The sequence below is a fragment of the Bacillus sp. FSL K6-1218 genome, assembly GCF_038006445.1.
Classification (GTDB): domain Bacteria; phylum Bacillota; class Bacilli; order Bacillales; family Bacillaceae_G; genus Bacillus_A; species Bacillus_A thuringiensis_S.
In genome coordinates, this window is the sequence record NZ_JBBOVE010000001.1 from 5,139,272 (window position 1) to 5,159,875 (window position 20,604).

A 20,604-nucleotide genomic window follows, 5' to 3' on the forward strand; every position below is an offset into this window, starting at 1 on the left:
CCTTAATGGCCCTTTCTCTTCTCCACATCACGATGAGATACATGAACACTATACTCTGGTTTCAAATGTTTCCCAAGGTATTCTGTAAGCGTAACAGAACGATGCTGTCCACCTGTACATCCAATTGCAATTACAAGTTGACTTTTGCCTTCTCTTTTATAATGAGGCAACATGAAAGTAATCAGATCCGTCAACTTCTCTAAAAACTTATGTGTCTCATTAAATTTCAGTACATACGAAGAAACTTCTTCATCTAGTCCTGTTAATGGCTTCATATGTGGAATGTAATATGGATTTGGTAAAAAACGAACATCAAATACTAAATCTGCATCAATTGGAATACCGTACTTAAATCCAAATGACATAACATTTACACGAAATGCTTGCTCAGTTTCTGTTGAGAACAAGTGAACAATTTTTTCACGTAATTCTTTCGGTTTTAAATCCGATGTATCAAGCACAATATTCGCTCGTGCCTTCATATCTGTTAATAAATCGCGCTCTGCTTCGATTCCCTTTAATGGCAAACCAGTTGGTGCAAGTGGATGCGAACGTCTCGTTTCTTTATAACGAGTTACAAGCGTACTATCTTTCGCATCTAAAAATAAAATATGAGGAATAATCCATGTACGTTCTGATAAATCATCAAGCGCTCCCCATAAATGTTCGAAAAACTCGCGGCCACGTAAATCAATACCAAGTGCCACTTTATTCATTTTCCCTTTTGAATCCGCCATAAGTTCAATAAACTTTGGCAATAACATCGGTGGCAAATTATCTACACAAAAATATCCTAAATCTTCAAAACTTTGTAAAGCTACTGTTTTTCCAGCTCCAGACATCCCTGTAATAATTACCATTTTTATATCATTATTCTCTGTCATCGTATCCTCTCCTTGACGGTTTAACTCGGATCTAATCGATATGAAAGCAACTCAAAATCTGGGGTATATACAAATGTACCGTAGATTATGCCATTTCCTTTAATTAAGTAATCAATAATGTGATAATCTCCTGGCGCCATTGCTAAATCATCAATTTTGTCAAATGTATGCCAACCAATGATGCCTTCTTCGCTCTCTAGTTTGTTTTCTCCTGCAAAATCTGTCGCTAAGAAGGAGAACATCATCCATTCAGAAACAACTTTATCACCTTCTTGGATGACAAAGGTGAAGACCCCCTTTAACGCTGGGTTTTTCAAATAAATACCTGTTTCTTCACGATACTCGCGAACAACGGAATCTCTTACAGTCTCACCACGCTCCATTTTCCCGCCTGGTGCAACCCACCAATTTCGGCGAGGTTTTTGGAGTAAGAGTACTTCATTATCTCTAATTAACACACAGTTTGTCACTCTTTGCATGTTTCTTCACCTCAGCTACTTGCAGTAAAATTCCTCACTGCATACTTCTTTCATTATACTATCAAAAACAGTTTGCTACAACGAAGGAGCCAGTCCTCTTTCGTTAACTCAACAATTTTAAAAAAGCTTTCTATAACAAGCAATGTAAATGCTTAGACTTTCAATGAATAGCATAAAAAATCCCCTTAACGATTTTTATCGCCAAGGGGATTAAAGCCCTTATTTCTTACCGAAATAAGTAACAATCGCAAATCCTAAAATAAAGGTAATAATCGAACTTATAATTGAAAATCCGCCAGTCGGAATCCCAGGGAACACAATTACAATCGAACCGATTACAAGTCCAATAATTGCCGCAAATGTCATACTTTTATAACGATCTAATAAAAAACTAATGCCTTTACTACTTACAACAAACCCAACCATAACACCAGCACCGATAACCACGATTAAAGGTAAGTTAAGTGTAGTTAAAGCGTTAATTGCTGTTGGATACACACCAATAATTAGTAAAATAAACGATCCACTAATTCCAGGAAGCAACATGGCCATACTCGCCATCCATCCTGCGAAAAATAAACCAATTGCATTTAAAATTGTTAACGTCGTAATTGGATCTGCTGCCTTATCTGGTTTAAAGAAAGCTGTAATCGCAACAAGAATTGCTGCAACTATTAATAAAACAATGTGCTTACCTTTAAACGATGACTTTGCATCAGCTTCTCTCATTAACATCGGTAATATACTAATAATTAAACCGAGGAAGAAAAATTGAGTCGGTTCATAATGATTTGCAAGTAAATATTTAATAACGTGACTTAACGTTAAAAATGCTGCTGCCACACCAGCTGCAAGGGGAATTAAAAATCCTAAATGTTTTTTCCATTCACGACTAAAGAATCCACTAATTGCCGCAAGCAGTTGTTCATAAATCCCTAACACAACAGCGATTGTACCGCCGCTCACACCAGGAATTAAATCACTAACGCCCATACAAAATCCACGATATATATTACGCCATTCCATACTGAATAAATTCCTCATTTCTTATAGTGATTTTTTCCGTAAAGTCCAGTATATCAATAAGAAAGCTTATAATCCTAATATTTTTTGACAAAACTTTGACATTTTCACACAAAAAAAGAAGAAAGCTCCTGTCGGTAGCTTTCTTCTCACAAGGTATATTATCCCTTATTTTTCTGATACAGTTTTTAATTCCTCTAATAATTCTTCTACGTAATGTTGAGCACTTTGTGCTGCAATACTACCGTCACCTGTTGCAGTTACAATTTGACGAAGCATTTTTTCACGAACATCACCAGCTGCAAAAATACCAGGAATTTTCGTTTCCATACGTTCGTTCGTTTCAAGGTAACCATTTTCATTTGTAATACCTAGTTCAACAAATGGTTTTGATAATGGTAACATACCGATGTATACGAATACGCCGTCAGTTTTGACTTCTTTCTCTTCTCCACTGTTTACGTCTACAAGTGTTACACTTCCTACTTTACCACTTGCTTCGTTGATTTCTTTTATAGTATGGTTCCAAATGAAATCTACTTTTTCATTTTGGAAAGCACGGTCTTGTAAAATTTTCTGTGCACGAAGCGTGTCACGACGGTGAACAATCGTTACTTTTGATGCAAAGCGCGTTAAGAATACACCCTCTTCAACAGCAGAATCTCCGCCGCCAATTACGATAAGTTCTTTTTCTTTAAAGAATGCCCCGTCACATACTGCACAATATGATACACCGCGGCCGCCAAGTTCTGTTTCACCCGGTACACCAATTTTTTTATACTCTGCACCGCTTGCAACGATAATTGCACGTGCTTTATATTCTTTTTTACCAGCAATAATTGTTTTGTATTCTTTACCATCGATGACTTCTTTCACATCACCGTATGCATATTCAGCACCAAATTTCTTCGCATGCTCAAACATTTTATTTGATAAGTCTGGCCCTAAAATAGACTCATAACCTGGGTAGTTTTCTACATCTTCTGTGTTCGCCATTTGGCCACCTGGAATACCACGTTCAAGCATTAATGTGCTTAAATTTGCACGAGATGTATATACTGCAGCTGTCATACCAGCTGGTCCTGCACCAATAATAACGACATCATAAATTTTTTCTTCTGACACACTATTCACTCCTATCCATTCCTACACAATTAAGTTACCCTCATTATACTGTTAGCATCATTTTTTTCCCAATGATTTGCTTATCTTATGTGTGCGTACGCTTAACAGCTTGCACATACTTTCGGACAGTCGCTACAGATACATTATATACATCTCCAAGCTCCGACTGTGTCATTTTATTTCCTTGTTCGCCGCGTACAATGTATTCAATCGCAGCTGACCAGCCGTACACATTTGTAAATATATCTCCAGATGTATATAAACGTATGAACGTACAAAACCAAAAGTGTAAACACTCTTCAATTAATTCATCATCTTTTTTCGTATAATTGTATAATGCATCCGCGATTCGTACGCACTGCTCAAATTGTTGTAAATCAGCTGGAATACTCTTATGACTATTAAGTAAAAAGAAGTAATTTGCAAGTTGTGATACGATGGGAACACCGTTCTTCGCTTGCGTTATATCAAAGAAGAATCCAACCTTCTCTGGCGTTGATAATTCATTCATTAAATATAAAGCCAGCATTTGTTCTTCTAACGTCGCACTTTGCTGAAATGATTTTCGTAATTCTTCAAATAGCAAACTTTGTCCTTCATCTGCTAAATTCAGCGCATTCCACGGTTCTTTTCCTTTTTTATCAGGGTGCAATTCCACGACATGTTGCCACATTTTTTCAGCTAGTTGCTGATCTTTCACCATATAAGCAGAATATGCAAACCAATAATAAAAACTAACGTCTCCCTCGTATCCTTGACGCTTTAATAGTTTGAACCATTTATATGCATGCTCGAAATAACCAATCGTTGCAAGTGTGGTTCCCAATTTCAAACGATGTTCAAATGAAATCGGATATACTGAAACTAGCTGTCCCGCTAACGCTTCTACTTGTTTATGCTCTCCAATTGAATATAGAAAAATAAGCGTATTACAAAGCGCATGTATATTACCAGGATTTTTTTCTAAAATCATTTCTGTTAACTTCAGTGCCTTGTCTACATTGCCAGATTGAAAATGTGCAATGGCTAAATTATTATGACCTGACCAAAATTCCGGATAATCTTTCGTAACAATTTCTAATGTAGCAATTGCTTCTTCCAATTGTCCATTGCGAATATAACGATTCGCTTCTTCCTGCATAACAATTAAATCATCTTCATCTTCAATCTCTTCCGCACCCATTGCTTCTTCTTCCATAATCTCAAGAAGTTCTAATGTATCTTCTACGAATTCCTTCTCTTTTGCAACTTCTAAATAGCGATCCGCATATTTCTTCGCCTGTTGAAATAACCCCATATATGCATAATTATTTGCAATAAAATAATAGCACTGTTCAAGTTCTGGATTAGATCTAACTAACTTTAAGAAGATTTGATTCGATTCTTGATATTCACCAGCCTCAGATAATACTGATGCTAATTGACATAAAATAAACGGCTCCTTCTCACTTTGTGCCGCTCTTCGAAAATATTTAATTGCATCTTGCAATTTTTGCCCTTTGTAAGCTCTCATCCCTTTTTTATAAAAGAAGTCCGCCAGCTGATTAAAAGAGATAACTTGTCCGTTCTCCTTATATATTCTTTGATTTTTCCCCATATATCCTCCAGTTTTTTGTTTTCTTCGTTCACACATTCTTCTATCTATAAGTATAAACGATTCCGTAAAAAACAAAACAGTATATTCTACTCAATTATTTCCTTTTTATTCATAAAAAAAGAAGAGAAATGTTACATTTTCACCATGAACCTTCTCTTGCGGTCATTTGCTCTTTCGTATAAATAATACACATTGGATTTCCACCTACGAAAGCTCCGCTCGGTACATCTCTATGAACAAGTGTGCCAGCTGAGACAGTCGAACCATCTCCAATTTTCACACCTGGTAATATTGTTACATTCGCTCCAATCATCACTTCATTTCCAATGATGATTTCCCCAAGTCGATATTCACGAATTAAATATTCATGCGCTAAAAGCGTTGTGTTATAGCCAATAATCGAATTCTCTCCCACAGTTATCTTTTCTGGGAACATAATATCCGGCATTACCATAAGTGCAAATGATGTTTTCTTTCCTACTTTCATCCGTAAAAAAGTACGGTACAACCAATTCTTCACAGATAAAAATGGAGTGTAACGCGCAATTTGGATAATAATAAAGTTTTTCATTACCTTCCAAAAAGACACTGTTTTATACACATTCCATAATGAATTTCCTCCTGAAACAGGATAGCGCGTTGTCCGTCGCACTTAGCTCGCTCCTCTACTAACTTACTTGGACCTTTATGAACGGTTCATATTAGACAAAATCGGTAGCAAATCACTCATTTTATCTAGCATAAAGTCCGGCTTGTAAGCTTCTAAATATGCTCTACCTTTCAACGTCCATGAAACCGCAGCTGTTTTCGTCCCCGCATTTTGACCACCGACAATATCATGATGATTATCCCCAACCATCAATGCCTCTTCTGGTTTTGCATCTAATAATTCAAGCGCTTTTTGAAGTGGCTCTGGATGTGGTTTCACATGCTCTACATCATCAATTGTCACGACAACATCAAAAAATCCATCAAGCTTTGACAACTGTAATCCCATCTCAACGGTTTGTCTCGCTTTCGTTGTAACAATACCAACTTTATAACCTTGCTTCTTCAACTCTCGAACTGTTTCATATACAGTTTCATATTCTTCTACTAATTCATCATGATGATCATGGTTAAATTCGCGATAACTTGTAATCATCTCTTCAACCTTACTTTCATCAATCTTGCTGAAAGTATCATGCAAAGATGGACCGATAAATGGCAACACATCTTCACGCTTATATTGATTTGGATAATATGTATTTAAAGTATGTAAAAAAGAAGAAATAATAAGTTCGTTTGTATTAATTAAAGTTCCATCTAAATCAAATAACACTGTATTTATTCTCATTGCCTTAGTCCTTTCGCTTTCCTGAATATGAAAGAAGCAGCATCTTACAATAAGATGCTACTTTTCTCTAATTTTCCGAATATCTTTTATCAGCTTGCCCCATTTTTCGTCTCACAATAATGAAAATAATAGAAATAACAACAAGTCCAATTGACATTACTTGTGCAATACGAAGTGGTCCTAGCATTAAACTATCTGTACGTAAGCCTTCTACAAAGAAGCGTCCTACTGAATACCAAATTAAATATGTGAAGAATAATTCCCCGCGGCGTAAATTCACTTTTCTTAATGCAAGTAGTAAAATTACACCTACAAAATTCCATAATGATTCATATAAAAACGTCGGATGATAGTAAACACCCTCAATATACATTTGATTAATAATGAAATCTGGTAAATGAAGACCTTCTAAAAACTGTCTCGTTACTTCATCACCATGCGCCTCTTGGTTCATAAAGTTTCCCCATCGGCCAATTGCTTGTCCTAGTAAAATACTTGGCGCAGCAATATCCGCCAACTTCCAGAATGAAACCCCGCGTCGCTTTGCAAAAAGAATTCCGGTAATAACCGCTCCGATTAAACCACCATGAATCGCCAAGCCACCTTGACGAATATTAATAATTTGACTCGGGTTTTGCGCGTAATATTCCCATTCAAAAATAACATAATACATTCTCGCAAATAGAATAGCGATCGGTACTGCAATTAATACAAGGTCAACAAATGTATCTTTTGGAATACCTAGCCTTTCTCCCTCGCGAGTTGCTAGCCAAAGACCTAATAGCACACCTGTACCGATAATAATCCCGTACCAATAAACAGGAAACGGCCCAAGTTGGACAGCTACGCGGTCAAGCTGCGGTACAGAACCTAACAGCATATGTATGACCTCCCTCTCCAATGTTTACTCCTGATTCCCTAACTCAATCGCACTCATTAATCGTTCTGAGAACTGCTGTGCTGCATTGACTCCCATACGCTTTAAACGGAAGTTCATCGCTGCTACTTCAATAATAACAGCCAAGTTTCGACCAGGACGAACTGGAAGTGTAATCTTCGTAAGTTCTGTATCAATAATTTTCATCTTCTCTTCATCAAGACCTAAGCGATCATAGTTTTTCTTTTGATCCCAAATTTCAAGATTAATAACAAGTGTAATACGCTTATAATTTCGCACTGCCCCTGCACCGAATAACGTCATAACGTTAATGATACCTAGACCACGAATTTCTAATAAATGCTCAATTAAATCTGGTGAGCTTCCTACTAATGTGTCTTCATCTTCTTGGCGAATTTCTACACTATCATCCGCAACAAGGCGGTGACCACGCTTCACAAGTTCAAGAGCTGTCTCACTTTTACCAACACCACTTTGACCTGTAATTAAAACACCAACACCGTAAATATCTACTAATACACCATGAACAGCAGTTGTTGGTGCTAGCTTACCTTCTAAATAATTAGTTAAACGACTTGATAATCTCGTTGTCGTTTGAGAAGAACGTAATAAAGGCATGCCTGATTCACGTGATGCTTGTAATAACTCATCTGGTACATCTTGATTACGAGTTATAATAATACATGGCGTCTCCTCGGTACAAAGCGCTTTCATTCTCTCTTGTTTTTGCTCTGTTGTTAACGTATCAAAGAACGTAAGCTCCGTTTTTCCAAGAAGCTGCACGCGATCAGCTGGATAATATGTAAAGAATCCTGCCATTTCAATTCCAGGTCGTGATAAATCACTTGTATCAATCGGACGATGAATTCCTTCCTCACCACTTATTAACTCCAATTGAAATTGTTCAATTAAATCTTTTGTCCTTACTTTTGGCATATGTATAAACCTCCACTCCGCTGCGGGTTCAGTCTCGTTTGATGTAAAATTCCATTCTACCGGATATTGTACCATTTTTTTCTGGAAACAAGAAATACGGTTTCTAATAAATAGAAAAAAACATTTCATACGAATAATGAAATGTTTTTCTTTTTGTCATTTTCTCTTTTTTTCATATAGAGGTTCCACAATTGCCTTCTCAATAATCATATTAAAAATTGAAATACAAATTGCCGCAACAATCGCTACACCAAATCCTGATATATTAAAAGCATCTCCTAATAATGAATCTGCTATTTTTAACGTAATCGCATTAATAACAATTAAGAAGAAGCCGAAAGTTACAACAGTAATTGGTAGCGTAATTAAAATTAAAAACGGCTTTACGAACACATTTAAAACAGCCAAAATAATACTCGCAATAATTGCAGTTTGTATATTTGCTACGTAAAACGCGTCTGGTGCAATCCCTTTTAAAAGTCCCGATACAGCGATTAACACAACGCTATTTACAAGAAGTGATACAATCCATCTCATTTTCTTACACATCCTTTTAAACATATATATTTCATCATACGCTAATAGATAAGAAACGCAAGTATCATACAAACACTTATATCAACTTATTCTACTCTTCACGCTTGTATACCTACCAACATTTCTTTGTGAAATAGGGACCACACCATCTATGTTCATGAGTTTTTACAAAAGTCCAAGTGAAATCTTTATCTACAATATAGATATCACCTTTATACGCATCATCTGTCTCACACAATATATCATCCATATGTAATAAACTCGCATCCTTTATTAATAGTATCTCATCACAGTGTTGGTAGAAAATGTAGCACTCCTTTTTCACTTCATTATGAAACGCTCTCTCTGCTTCTGTTCCTTCTAAGCACTTCTTTTTCTCATAACTAAATATGTGCCAAAGATATCCACATACATACTTATCTCCGTAAAGGAAAATGTCTTCTTTTTCTTCATCACTTAAATGGTTTGCAAAGTTATTCTCCCAGCGCTTCCGAAAATATACACCCCACTTTTGGAACTTTCTTACCTTCATATTCTTCTTTCGCAACACATCTAAAAACTCCATCATCTCCCCCTATACAATAAAAACCGAGTGTCATTTCCACCCGGTTTTATTCATACACTTATTGCGATAACTCTACTTCTTTTATTTTCTCTTTCATTCTTGCTTTATCACGATTTAAAATCTCTTTTAAATACTTACCTGTGTACGAGCGCTCTTCTTTCACTACTTGCTCTGGCGTGCCAGAAGCAACGATTTGTCCACCTTTATCTCCGCCCTCTGGTCCAAGGTCAACGATATAATCAGCTGTTTTTATCACATCTAAATTATGTTCAATTACAAGTACCGTCTCACCGCTCTCAACAAGACGCTGCAGCACTTCTAGAAGACGCGCGATATCATGTGCATGTAAACCAGTCGTTGGCTCATCTAAAATATATAACGTACGCCCTGTAGAACGACGGTGTAATTCAGAAGCTAGCTTCACACGCTGCGCTTCACCACCAGATAACGTCGTAGCTGGCTGTCCTAATTTCATATAACCAAGCCCTACATCTACAAGCGTTTGAAGTTTACGCTTAATTTTTGGGATATTAGCGAAGAATTCTACCCCATCTTCAATTGTCATTCCTAACACTTCAGAAATGTTCTTATCTTTATACTTCACTTCTAACGTTTCACGGTTGTAACGTTTACCGTGACAAACTTCACACGGAACGTATACATCTGGTAAGAAGTGCATTTCAATTTTAATAATTCCATCACCACGGCACGCTTCACAACGTCCACCTTTTACATTAAAGCTGAAACGTCCTTTTTGATATCCGCGCACTTTCGCTTCATTCGTTTGTGCAAACACATCACGAATATCATCGAATACACCTGTGTACGTCGCTGGATTAGAACGTGGTGTACGACCAATTGGCGATTGATCAATATCAATTACTTTATCTAAATGTTCAAGACCTTTAATCTCTTTATGAGTACCTGGCTTCGCTTTCGCTTTATATAACTTTTGCGCTAACGATTTATATAGCACTTCATTAATCATCGTACTTTTACCAGAACCAGATACCCCTGTTACCGCTACAAACGTACCGAGTGGGAATGACATTTTCGCATTCTTTAAGTTATTCTCTTTTGCGCCGACAATCTCTACTTTACGTCCATCACCTTTACGTCTTTCAAGTGGAACTGGAATAAACTCTTTACCACTTAAATACTTCCCTGTTAATGAATTCTCATCTTGCATCACTTCAGCTGGTGTCCCTGCTGATACAACTTGCCCACCGTGAATACCTGCACCTGGTCCGATATCAAGTAAATAATCAGCAGCCATCATCGTATCTTCATCATGCTCAACAACGATTAATGTATTACCTAAATCGCGCATTTCTTGCAATGTACGAATAAGACGATCGTTATCGCGCTGGTGTAAACCAATTGAAGGCTCATCAAGAATATAAAGTACACCCGTTAGACGAGAACCAATTTGCGTCGCTAAACGAATACGTTGTGCCTCACCACCTGATAAAGTTCCTGCGGCACGACTTAACGTTAAATAATCTAAACCAACGTTCACTAAGAACCCAACGCGCTCCTGAATTTCTCTTAAAATTAAATGAGCAATTTTTTGTTGCTTCTCCGTTAGCTCCACATTTGAGAAGAATTCCTGTACTTCTTGAACAGAATACTTCGTTACATCAGCAATCGTTTTATCACCAACAAAAACAGCTAAACTCTCAGGCTTTAAGCGTCCGCCTTTGCACTTCGGACAAGCTTGCTCTGCCATATATTTCTCCATTTGCTCACGAATGTAATCGGAACTCGTTTCACGATAACGACGTTCAATATTTGGAATAACACCTTCAAATAAAATCTCATTTTCCTTTACTTGACCAAATTCATTTACATAGCGGAAATAAACCTTCTCTTCCCCGCTTCCGTACAACACTTTATCAAATAAATCTTTCGGTATATGTTTCACAGGCATATCCATATCAACGCCGTAGTGATTACATACAGATTGTAAAAGTTGTGGATAGTATTGTGAACTTGTCGGTTCCCAAGGTGCAATCGCATGTTCATTTAATGATAAATCCCAGTTTGGGATAACAAGCTCTAAATCTACCTCTAGCTTTGAACCAAGTCCATCACAAGAAGGACACGCTCCGAACGGACTGTTGAATGAGAACATACGCGGCTCTAATTCTCCGATTGAAAAACCACAATGTGGACAAGCATGATGTTCACTAAATAGAAGTTCCTCTTCTCCCATTACATCAATTAACACTCGGCCTCCGCCAAGCTTTAATGCACTTTCAAGTGAATCAGCAAGACGGCTTGCGATTCCTTCTTTTACAACAATACGGTCAATTACAACTTCAATGGAATGCTTCTTATTTTTATCTAACGTAATCTCTTCAGACACATCAAGCATTTCACCATCAACACGTACACGAACATACCCTTGCTTCTTAATATCTTCAAGTACTTTCACATGCGCTCCTTTACGCCCAGACACGATAGGCGCTAACACTTGCAATTTCGTACGCACAGGATATTCAAGAACACGGTCTACCATCTGCTCGACTGTTTGTGATGTAATTTCAATCCCATGATTCGGACAAATTGGCGTACCAATTCGTGCAAATAATAAACGTAAATAATCATAAATCTCCGTCACTGTTCCGACAGTTGAACGTGGATTACGACTCGTCGTTTTTTGATCAATCGAAATCGCTGGTGACAACCCTTCAATCGTATCCACATCCGGCTTATCCATTTGTCCTAAAAATTGACGCGCATACGCAGATAACGATTCTACATATCTGCGCTGTCCTTCTGCATAAATCGTATCAAATGCTAATGATGATTTCCCCGAACCAGACAATCCCGTTACAACGACAAGCTGATTTCTCGGAATGGTTACATCAATATTTTTTAAGTTATGTGCTCTAGCACCTTTTACAACGATAAAATCCTTGCTCTTACTCACTCTTTTCACCCTTCCGCTTTTAATTCTAATAGTAAATCTCTTAGTTCAGCTGCACGCTCGAAGTCTAACGCTTTTGCTGCTTCTTTCATCTCTGCTTCCATCTTCGCAATTGTCTTTTCGCGCTCTTTTTTCGTCATTTTCTTAGCAGGAGTTGCTTCGTATGTTTCTGTCTCTTCAGCCGCTGTCGTTGCACGGATTACATCACGAACGCCTTTTTGAATCGTTTTCGGCGTGATACCATGCTCTTCATTGTAAGCTTCTTGTATAGTACGACGACGCTGCGTTTCTTCAATTGCAATTCCCATCGATCTTGTTATGCGATCTGCGTACATAATAACGCGGCCGTTTTCATTACGCGCCGCACGACCAATCGTTTGAATTAACGAACGTTCTGAACGCAAAAACCCTTCCTTATCTGCATCTAAAATAGCTACAAGTGATACTTCTGGAATATCTAATCCTTCTCGTAATAAGTTAATACCGACAAGTACATCAAACTTACCAAGGCGAAGGTCACGGATAATTTCAATACGTTCTAACGTTTTAATTTCAGAGTGAAGATAGTTCACTTTAATTCCTACATCTTTTAAGTAATCCGTTAAATCCTCTGACATTTTCTTCGTTAAAGTCGTAATTAGTACACGTTCATTTTTTGCAATACGATCTTGAATTTCTCCTAATAGATCGTCAATTTGACCTTCAATAGGTCGTATATCGATTGGTGGATCTAAAAGCCCTGTTGGACGAATAATTTGTTCTATTACTTCTGGTGACTGCTCTAACTCATACGGTCCCGGCGTTGCTGAAACGTAAATAACTTGATTTGTTTTCTCTTCAAACTCATCAAACATGAGCGGTCTATTATCTAGAGCCGATGGCAGACGGAATCCATGATCCACAAGCACTTGTTTACGTGCTTGGTCACCGTTATACATCGCTCTTACTTGTGGCACTGATACGTGCGATTCATCCATAACGATTAAGAAATCTTTCGGGAAATAATCTAATAACGTATACGGCGTTGCACCTGCTGGACGAAGTGTTAAATGACGGGAATAGTTTTCAATCCCTGAACAAAAGCCCATCTCGCGCATCATTTCTAAATCATAACGTGTACGTTGCTCTATACGCTGCGCTTCTAACAACTTACCGTTATCATTTAACTCCTTTAAACGCTCTTCTAATTCTTTTTCGATATTTTCAATAGCGACCTTCATTTTCTCTTCACGTGTAACGAAGTGAGATGCCGGGAAGATTGCTACATGATCACGTTCTGCTAATACTTCACCTGTTAACGCATTTACTTCGCGAATACGATCGATTTCATCACCGAAAAACTCAATTCGGATACAATGCTCATCAAGTGATGCCGGGAAGATTTCAACTACATCTCCGCGCACACGGAATGTACCACGCTTGAAATCAATATCATTACGTCCATACTGCACATCAACAAGTTCACGAAGCAATTGATTGCGGTCCTTTTCCATACCAACTCGAAGTGAAACAACTAACTCACGGTACTCTTCAGGAGAACCTAAACCATATATACACGAAACACTCGCAACGATAATTACATCGTCCCGTTCAAATAATGCAGACGTTGCTGAGTGACGCAATTTATCGATTTCATCATTAATCTGCGCGTCTTTTTCAATAAACGTATCTGTTTGCGGCACATACGCTTCTGGCTGATAATAATCATAATAACTAACAAAATATTCAACTGCATTATTCGGAAAAAAGTCTTTCAACTCACTATATAGCTGTCCTGCTAACGTTTTATTGTGAGCCATGACAAGTGTTGGCTTTTGCACTTCTTTAATGACATTTGAAATCGTAAATGTCTTACCCGTTCCTGTTGCTCCAAGTAACACTTGCTTTTTCTTTCCACTATTAATTCCCTCTACAAGCTTCTCTATAGCTACCGGCTGATCACCTTGCGGGGAATACGCTGATATAATTTCAAATTGATGTTCCAAGTAAAATCCGACCTCCTCATAAAAATCTGTATTATTATTTTACCACGAACACCCATAAAAAACCTAAAAAAACGAACAGATATTCGGTAAAATTTTCGACAATATATACATAGAAAAAGGAAGGAGTCAAAACTTCCTTCCTCTACTAACTCTATTTTTCAGGTACATATAATAAATCATATCCATTGCGCCCATTTTCATTCACACAGTCTATTAACCTATAAGCCGTTTGCAATTCACACTGCTCTTTAACAATCCTTTTACAGCTATCTTTATATAAGCCTTTATCCTCACCAGCAAATTTGTCTTGTCTACTATCTAATACATAAAGTATATCTTTCCCACTATGTTCTAACGTTTGAAAAACCGGGTCACCTTCATCGGTATACTGTACAATTCTTATTTCATCAACTTTCCCTTGTTCCACATTCAAAACGAACTGCTCGAATTTATCTAGATTGGAAATCCTGGTTCCCTTTACGATGACATCATTCTTCTTATTAATTGTAGTGTTAGATGGTGAACATGCTACTAAACTAAAGAGAAATAGACATATAAAACTGGTTCTTTTTCCTATTGTCATCCTCTCCTATAAAAATTATTTGTATACCCAAAAGCTACTTTCAACTATGAAAGTAGCTTTTCTTTTCTTTTCTCCTTCTTCGGAAAAATCACATATGAAAATGAAATCGCTGTATCAACTAAAAATATAATTGCCCACACTTGGCTCACACGGCTTGCAGCTTTATTTAAAACGATTCCCGATTCTAACCAATTACCCCATTGTTCAAATGGAATAAATCCATACGCGAAGAAAAAGAATATGTGCACACCAACGAATAAAACAAGATGTAATACCCAATTTTTTATTTCCTGCTTCGCATAGGCCATACCTGTTAATTCTACGTGCTCTTCCATAATTGGCGCTGGTTCATTCCGCCATTTCGCAACTAGCTTTTGCGCAAATATATCAAGCTTCTTCAAATCCTTTTTCCCGTAGAAAACTGCATACAATAAAATAATTACAGTAATGATCTGAAAGTTAGAGAACTTTCCTGTTTGATAATAGTCCACTACCCCTAAAGTTAAAATAAACACTTCATTTATGAGGAGTACAATTCCCATAATAAAGCTCGCCTTTTTCAAACGGAATCCGTAACGGAGTAAAAAGAAACCGATAGCTGATAACCAAAATACAATTTCTGCCCCAATTAAAAAATACCAACGATATTCTGCGAGTATACTCATTTATCCTTCTCCTTTTCATCATAAATACGAAAAGCTTCATCCATATATATTAAAAGTTCTTCTTCAATTGGATACATGCTCATTTTCTGTGAATCTTCCTTCGATTTTCTAACTTCCCATAACTTATCTAAAAACGCTTCGTCACCATTAGTCATTTCTAAACACTTCTGCATTAATTTTTTCGTTGCCCCTTGTACCTCATCACTAGCAGCTTCTTTACCTTCCTTCATAAAAGTATGGAATTGCTTTAATAAATCTACCCATTCTAAAACATTCGGATCTTCTTCACTCATATTCGGCAAATTGTGAAGCAACTTTTGTTCTTCCTTTGAAAACACTTCATTTTGGAATATTTCACGTATACGAGGAGACTGTTTAGAAAGCTGAATAAGTTCAAACATAACTTTCCAATCAAGTTCTCCCTCCACATCTACCGAATAAACAACAGCTTGTAAAACACGCTCCATTCGATTAAATTTCTTTTGTTCTTCCTGTACAAACCGAAGTTGTTTTTCAAGAGAATCCTTTAAGTTAAGCTCACCTATTACTAACATATTCGCAGCCTCTTTTAATGAAAATCCCATTTCCTTTAAAAATAAAATTTGTTGCAGCCTTATTACGTCAACTTCACTATATAAACGATGCCCACCTTCTGTTTTCCCGCTCGGCTTTAATAAATCTATTTGATCATAATAACGTAATGTACGTACTGTAACCCCTGTTTCTCTCGTCAATTCTTGTATTGAAATCACTACCATCACCTCTTCCCCTTCATTATAAAAGATGACGTTACGTAACTTTCAAGTCTTTTGTAAAAAAAATACAAAAAGCTGTTTATACTCTTTGTATAAACAGCTTTTACGGAAATAATCCTTTTTGTACAGCACGCCCACAAAATAAAATAAGTGCCCCAACGACAACACTCGTTGCTGTTTTATGATAATGAGCTGAAACTAATAAATAATATGATAAACCTACAGTGCCAATCATAATACAAATGCTTGGCACTGGATTACGAGAAAAGTTTTGCATTCCCCAAAGAAGCGCAAATATAGCTGTAGCGACACATAACACCGGTAATTCCATCCCAGTTCCCCTTTTTCTATCTATTATTCTTTGTTGCTAACACGCTCGTTGATGCGATACTTATTAATACACCAAAAATAGCAATATATAATAGCTCAGTTACATGTACTGCTTGCCTATCTAAATACTTATTTACACAAAGATACATAATAAACAAGAAAACGAAGCTTGTAATACAAATCGTAAAATATGACTTCATCTTGTTCACAACTCGCTCATCAATCGATGGTACTCCCTCTTCTTTCAAACGCTTCTGCTCTTTATATTCCGAAATTCCATATAAAATGACTAGCGCTACATTCGATATAAAAATAGTTCCCCACGAAATACTTAAAATCATTAAACTCGTATTTAAAAGAATTCCTGCTACAAGCAAACTCCCTACGAATCTCATGACCTCTCTCTTACTCATACATGATCAGCCTCTTTTCGATTTCTATATTTCCACTTCGGCCAATAGTTCACAAGAAAATACACCCACTGCCCTAGTACAAATAAAACAAACGGCATACCAGCATTTCCATCAACAATTAAATTATATAAACTCCATATCGCTAAACTAATCGTAAAAAATAACCCTACATATTTAAACGCTTTATCTGACTGAAATCTCTCAAACTCATCCTGCATTTTTTATTCCCCCTATCGCTATGCTCGTTTTCCTACCATAACTCCTATAATGAAACTACCTGCAAATAAGGAACTACATATTATAAATATCTCTTGCACTGGTATAACAGCCCTGCCTATTGCTTTACTCGCAACAATATAAACAATAAGCAACAGAAATGCGAATACAAATGAGACGTTTACATGCTTTTTTATATTTTCATTTACTCGCTCATCTATATCGGGAAGTTCTTCTTTTTTGTACTTACGTTTTTTGTAATACACATACACTATCAAAAATACAATTGCTAAAACGTTACTCACTACGAGCGGTAAAATTGGTATAGCCGGATTCATAATATGAACTATAATGTCTCCCAAAAACAATCCAAAAGTCGCACCGATTAATAACTTTTTAGTATCGTTCATTTTTCCTCCCCTTACTCCAGCGTAAAGATTTCCTCCACCTTCACTCCAAAATATTTGGCGATTTTTAGGGATAACTCTAGACTCGGGTTATAGTGATGATTTTCAATCGCCACAATCGTCTGCCGCGTCACCTGCATCGCCTTTGCCATTTCAACTTGCGTTATATGATGTTGCTTTCTTAACTCTTTTATTTTATTTTTCACACCCATAGGCTCCACCTTCGAAAGTAAAGATATCTTTACTTTAATTATAAATATTTTCCAGTTACAAGTAAAGATATCTTTACAAATTTTAGTAAAACATTTCACTGAACATCTTCTCTAACTAAGTACAAGAGTAATTCAATTTATATCAGCGATTTCCCAAATATATCGACATCAGTAGCACTATAATCATAAGAAAAAAAGCTGTCCCAAAATATCTTTTGGAACAGCTTCTTCGTCCTACTACATAAATCCTAATACATATACAAGAACATAGCCAAGAATAGAAAGGCAAACCGAACCGATCAGCCCCGCCACGAATGCCTTACTTCCTAACTTACGGAACGTTTTAAACTCTACATTTAAACCAAGCCCCGCCATCGCCATTGCAATAAGCATGTAAGCAATGACAACAATGTAGCCGGCAACAACTTCTGGTATAACCCCGAGCGAATGTACTGCACTCATCGCTAAAAATCCGAAGATGAACCACGGAATTGGAAGGTCGCGCCACGATTTTTTTTCCTCGCTACCTTCACTCTTACCAAACCATAATCCAATTAAAATCGCTACTGGCACAAGCATTGCAACGCGCGTTAATTTCACGATAACTGCGATGTCTACAGCCGTACTTCCTCCTGGTGCCGCAGCTGCGATGACATGAGCGATTTCATGCAGCGTCGCACCTGAGAATACACCGTAACCGTACGGAGATAAACCAAGCACTGGATATAATAACGTATAAATAAGCGTAAATATTGTACCTAAAATTGCGATGATCGCTGCTCCAACTGCTGTTTCGTCATCTTTTGCTTTCACTTGCGGTGCAATTGCCACAACCGCGGCCGCGCCGCAAATTGCTGTTCCACACGCTGTTAAAATTCCAAGCTTCTTCTCTACTTTAAATACTTTCGTTAGTCCATATACAACAAAAATAGTAAATGTAATAACAACCGCCGCGATGACTAATACTTTCGGCCCTGCCTCCGCAATATCAACAAGATTTAATCGCATTCCAAGTAAGATGATCCCAAAGCGAAGTAATTTCTTACTCGCGAAATTCGTTCCAGCTATCGCTTCTTGCGGAACTCCGATAGCTGCTCGCCAAACCATCCCAATTAGAATAGCAATTACTAATTGTCCCATAATATTTAAAAATGGAAGCTCTGCTAAATATTTCGCGGCAATTGCGATTAATAATGTAATCCCAATTCCTTGCGAAAATCCAAAGCCCTTCTTCTTTTGTATAACAAGTGTTTGTTCCACCTTGTACCACCCCAATAATCGTATTGGAACATGCATGTTCTTTCTACTTACATTATAAGAGAGTTTCTATAATAAGTTTAATATCAATATTGAATCCCTATCATCAGAAATACTTATGATAAGATGATAGAAAAAGAAAGGATCCCATTATATGAACGTAGACATTTTAAAAATTTTTGTTACTGTCGTTGAACAGAAACATTTCTCTCGTGCAGCAGAATTATTAAACCTTTCACAACCCGGAGTAAGTATGCATATACGCAACTTAGAAAACGAATTTGGCACTACACTTATTCAACGCTCCCCGAAGCACGTCCAAGTTACGGAAGCTGGAAACATATTATATATACATGCAAAGCAAATGCTCTCTCTTTACGAAGATGCTAAGCAAGAAATTAATGAACTACATAACGTTGTAACAGGAACACTTCGCATCGGTGCTAGTTTTACAATTGGCGAATACTTACTTCCAAAAATACTGGCTAACTATGCGAATGAAAATCCACACGTCGAAGTTCATACTTTCATCTCAAATACAGAAGACGTTTTGCAAAGCCTTCGCTCTAATCAAATTGATATCGGCTTAGTAGAAGGGCAAGTCGTATACGCTGACGTTGACGTTGAAACATTTATGCAAGATGAAATGAAGCTCGTCGTTCCGCCAAATCATTCATTGCTCCGCACAAATGAAATAAGTGAAAGCACACTCCAAGATCAAGTATGGGTACTAAGAGAAAGTGGTTCTGGTACACGCGCTTATAGTGACCGCTTTATTCATCAACACCATTTAAAGATGAAACGATTCTTTACATTCAGTAGTATCCAAAGCGTAAAGGAAGCTGTTAGTGCCGGTCTTGGCATCGCTATACTTTCTGATTGGACGGTACGGAAAGAGCTACTAGCAAAAGAACTATTCCACGTCGAAGTTCCAAATGAACAACTAATCCGTCCGTTCTCCATCGTGCGCGGCAAATATTTCATTCCATCTAAAGCCATTCAAGTGTTCTTAAATCATCTAGATTCTTTTGCGAAAAAACAGCATTGACCTTCACATTAGTGTGAAGGTTTACAATACATGTAAAAGGAGTGAAACACATTGCGAATTGGAGAATTATCAAAAGAAACTGGCGTTAGTGAAAGATCACTAAGACATTACGAAGAAAAGGGACTACTCCCTTCTAAGCGCCTCGCAAATGGCTACCGTGATTTTGATGAAAGTGCCATCGAAAAAGTAGAACTTATTCAAATGTACTTACAAATTGGCTTAAATTTAGAAGAGACGGCAAGGATGCTACGCTGCCTTGAAATTGAACCGCACCTGTACGACAATCCGTGCAGTAGTATCCTTATGCTTTATGAAGATAAACTCAATGAAGTAACAAAGCAAATCTCATTGCTTTCCAACATTCAAACAAATTTGCAAAAACACGTTTCACTCCTAAAACAAGCAAAAGAAAAGGGATGAT

Annotated in this window: 24 protein-coding genes; 2 read left to right on the forward strand and 22 right to left on the reverse strand. The window is 37.2% G+C overall.

Going from position 1 to position 20,604, the window contains the following annotated elements; genetic code table 11:
• Window positions 1–2 precede the first annotated feature (2 nt).
• The 22 genes from rapZ to MHI26_RS26580 form a co-directional block, all read right to left on the reverse strand.
• On the reverse strand, window positions 3–884 hold the full coding sequence (gene rapZ, locus MHI26_RS26475) for an RNase adapter RapZ (RefSeq protein WP_000138458.1): 882 nt from the start codon (window positions 882–884) through the stop codon (window positions 3–5).
• Window positions 885–904: 20 nt separating this feature from the next.
• Window positions 905–1,363: an NUDIX hydrolase gene (locus tag MHI26_RS26480; protein WP_001190080.1), complete on the reverse strand. Its 459-nt coding sequence runs from the start codon at window positions 1,361–1,363 to the stop codon at window positions 905–907.
• Window positions 1,364–1,582: 219 nt separating this feature from the next.
• Complete coding sequence (locus MHI26_RS26485; protein ID WP_000455196.1) at window positions 1,583–2,389, reverse strand: DUF368 domain-containing protein; 807 nt, start codon at window positions 2,387–2,389, stop codon at window positions 1,583–1,585.
• A 165-nt stretch (window positions 2,390–2,554) separates the two neighbouring features.
• Window positions 2,555–3,511: a thioredoxin-disulfide reductase gene (gene trxB / locus MHI26_RS26490; protein ID WP_001288077.1), complete on the reverse strand. Its 957-nt coding sequence runs from the start codon at window positions 3,509–3,511 to the stop codon at window positions 2,555–2,557.
• An 85-nt stretch (window positions 3,512–3,596) separates the two neighbouring features.
• On the reverse strand, window positions 3,597–5,108 hold the full coding sequence (locus tag MHI26_RS26495; RefSeq protein ID WP_000517719.1) for a tetratricopeptide repeat protein: 1,512 nt from the start codon (window positions 5,106–5,108) through the stop codon (window positions 3,597–3,599).
• Between the two features lie 139 nt (window positions 5,109–5,247).
• The gene (locus MHI26_RS26500; RefSeq protein ID WP_061667781.1) at window positions 5,248–5,760 is read right to left on the reverse strand and encodes an acyltransferase; all 513 of its coding nucleotides are present in this window, start codon (window positions 5,758–5,760) and stop codon (window positions 5,248–5,250) included.
• Window positions 5,761–5,793: 33 nt separating this feature from the next.
• Window positions 5,794–6,444: a pyrophosphatase PpaX gene (ppaX, locus tag MHI26_RS26505; RefSeq protein WP_003308171.1), complete on the reverse strand. Its 651-nt coding sequence runs from the start codon at window positions 6,442–6,444 to the stop codon at window positions 5,794–5,796.
• A 67-nt stretch (window positions 6,445–6,511) separates the two neighbouring features.
• Window positions 6,512–7,324: a prolipoprotein diacylglyceryl transferase gene (gene lgt / locus MHI26_RS26510; RefSeq protein ID WP_000924241.1), complete on the reverse strand. Its 813-nt coding sequence runs from the start codon at window positions 7,322–7,324 to the stop codon at window positions 6,512–6,514.
• Between the two features lie 24 nt (window positions 7,325–7,348).
• Window positions 7,349–8,278 carry an HPr(Ser) kinase/phosphatase gene (gene hprK / locus MHI26_RS26515; RefSeq protein ID WP_001127251.1) on the reverse strand — a complete coding sequence of 310 codons (930 nt, stop codon included), beginning with the start codon at window positions 8,276–8,278 and terminating at the stop codon, window positions 7,349–7,351.
• 156 nt (window positions 8,279–8,434) lie between these two features.
• The gene (locus MHI26_RS26520) at window positions 8,435–8,815 is read right to left on the reverse strand and encodes a phage holin family protein (RefSeq protein WP_001267308.1); all 381 of its coding nucleotides are present in this window, start codon (window positions 8,813–8,815) and stop codon (window positions 8,435–8,437) included.
• A gap of 112 nt (window positions 8,816–8,927) precedes the next feature.
• Window positions 8,928–9,380: a DUF4275 family protein gene (locus MHI26_RS26525; protein WP_061667782.1), complete on the reverse strand. Its 453-nt coding sequence runs from the start codon at window positions 9,378–9,380 to the stop codon at window positions 8,928–8,930.
• Between the two features lie 58 nt (window positions 9,381–9,438).
• Window positions 9,439–12,315: an excinuclease ABC subunit UvrA gene (gene uvrA, locus MHI26_RS26530; protein ID WP_061667783.1), complete on the reverse strand. Its 2,877-nt coding sequence runs from the start codon at window positions 12,313–12,315 to the stop codon at window positions 9,439–9,441.
• Window positions 12,316–12,320: 5 nt separating this feature from the next.
• Complete coding sequence (gene uvrB / locus MHI26_RS26535; protein WP_000400993.1) at window positions 12,321–14,297, reverse strand: excinuclease ABC subunit B; 1,977 nt, start codon at window positions 14,295–14,297, stop codon at window positions 12,321–12,323.
• Window positions 14,298–14,448: 151 nt separating this feature from the next.
• On the reverse strand, window positions 14,449–14,880 hold the full coding sequence (locus MHI26_RS26540; RefSeq protein WP_000151998.1) for a DUF4362 domain-containing protein: 432 nt from the start codon (window positions 14,878–14,880) through the stop codon (window positions 14,449–14,451).
• A 44-nt stretch (window positions 14,881–14,924) separates the two neighbouring features.
• Complete coding sequence (locus tag MHI26_RS26545) at window positions 14,925–15,545, reverse strand: hypothetical protein (RefSeq protein ID WP_000025193.1); 621 nt, start codon at window positions 15,543–15,545, stop codon at window positions 14,925–14,927.
• Window positions 15,542–16,303 (reverse strand): MerR family transcriptional regulator, encoded by a 762-nt coding sequence (locus MHI26_RS26550; protein WP_000260347.1) that lies wholly within the window; start codon window positions 16,301–16,303, stop codon window positions 15,542–15,544. The genes MHI26_RS26545 and MHI26_RS26550 overlap by 4 nt, the downstream gene beginning before the upstream one ends.
• Before the next feature lie 100 nt (window positions 16,304–16,403).
• Window positions 16,404–16,631 carry a hypothetical protein gene (locus tag MHI26_RS26555; RefSeq protein ID WP_061667784.1) on the reverse strand — a complete coding sequence of 76 codons (228 nt, stop codon included), beginning with the start codon at window positions 16,629–16,631 and terminating at the stop codon, window positions 16,404–16,406.
• Window positions 16,632–16,647: 16 nt separating this feature from the next.
• Window positions 16,648–17,043, reverse strand: a complete 396-nt coding sequence (locus MHI26_RS26560; RefSeq protein ID WP_061667785.1) for a hypothetical protein — start codon at window positions 17,041–17,043, stop codon at window positions 16,648–16,650.
• Window positions 17,040–17,261, reverse strand: a complete 222-nt coding sequence (locus MHI26_RS26565; protein ID WP_001150199.1) for a hypothetical protein — start codon at window positions 17,259–17,261, stop codon at window positions 17,040–17,042. The genes MHI26_RS26560 and MHI26_RS26565 overlap by 4 nt, the downstream gene beginning before the upstream one ends.
• Window positions 17,262–17,279: 18 nt before the next feature.
• A complete protein-coding gene (locus MHI26_RS26570; RefSeq protein WP_061667786.1) occupies window positions 17,280–17,669 on the reverse strand; it encodes a hypothetical protein in 390 nt (129 codons plus the stop codon).
• An 11-nt stretch (window positions 17,670–17,680) separates the two neighbouring features.
• Window positions 17,681–17,878, reverse strand: a complete 198-nt coding sequence (locus tag MHI26_RS26575) for a helix-turn-helix transcriptional regulator (RefSeq protein WP_000538359.1) — start codon at window positions 17,876–17,878, stop codon at window positions 17,681–17,683.
• Window positions 17,879–18,115: 237 nt separating this feature from the next.
• Entirely contained in the window at window positions 18,116–19,138 is a 1,023-nt protein-coding gene (locus MHI26_RS26580) for a YeiH family protein (RefSeq protein ID WP_000438419.1), read from the reverse strand.
• A 151-nt stretch (window positions 19,139–19,289) separates the two neighbouring features.
• On the opposite strand from MHI26_RS26580, the gene MHI26_RS26585 reads away from it, so the two are divergent.
• Both MHI26_RS26585 and MHI26_RS26590 read left to right on the forward strand, forming a co-directional pair.
• Complete coding sequence (locus tag MHI26_RS26585; RefSeq protein WP_001099997.1) at window positions 19,290–20,183, forward strand: LysR family transcriptional regulator; 894 nt, start codon at window positions 19,290–19,292, stop codon at window positions 20,181–20,183.
• A 51-nt stretch (window positions 20,184–20,234) separates the two neighbouring features.
• A complete protein-coding gene (locus MHI26_RS26590) occupies window positions 20,235–20,603 on the forward strand; it encodes a MerR family transcriptional regulator (protein ID WP_001219194.1) in 369 nt (122 codons plus the stop codon).
• Window position 20,604: the final 1 nt, after the last annotated feature.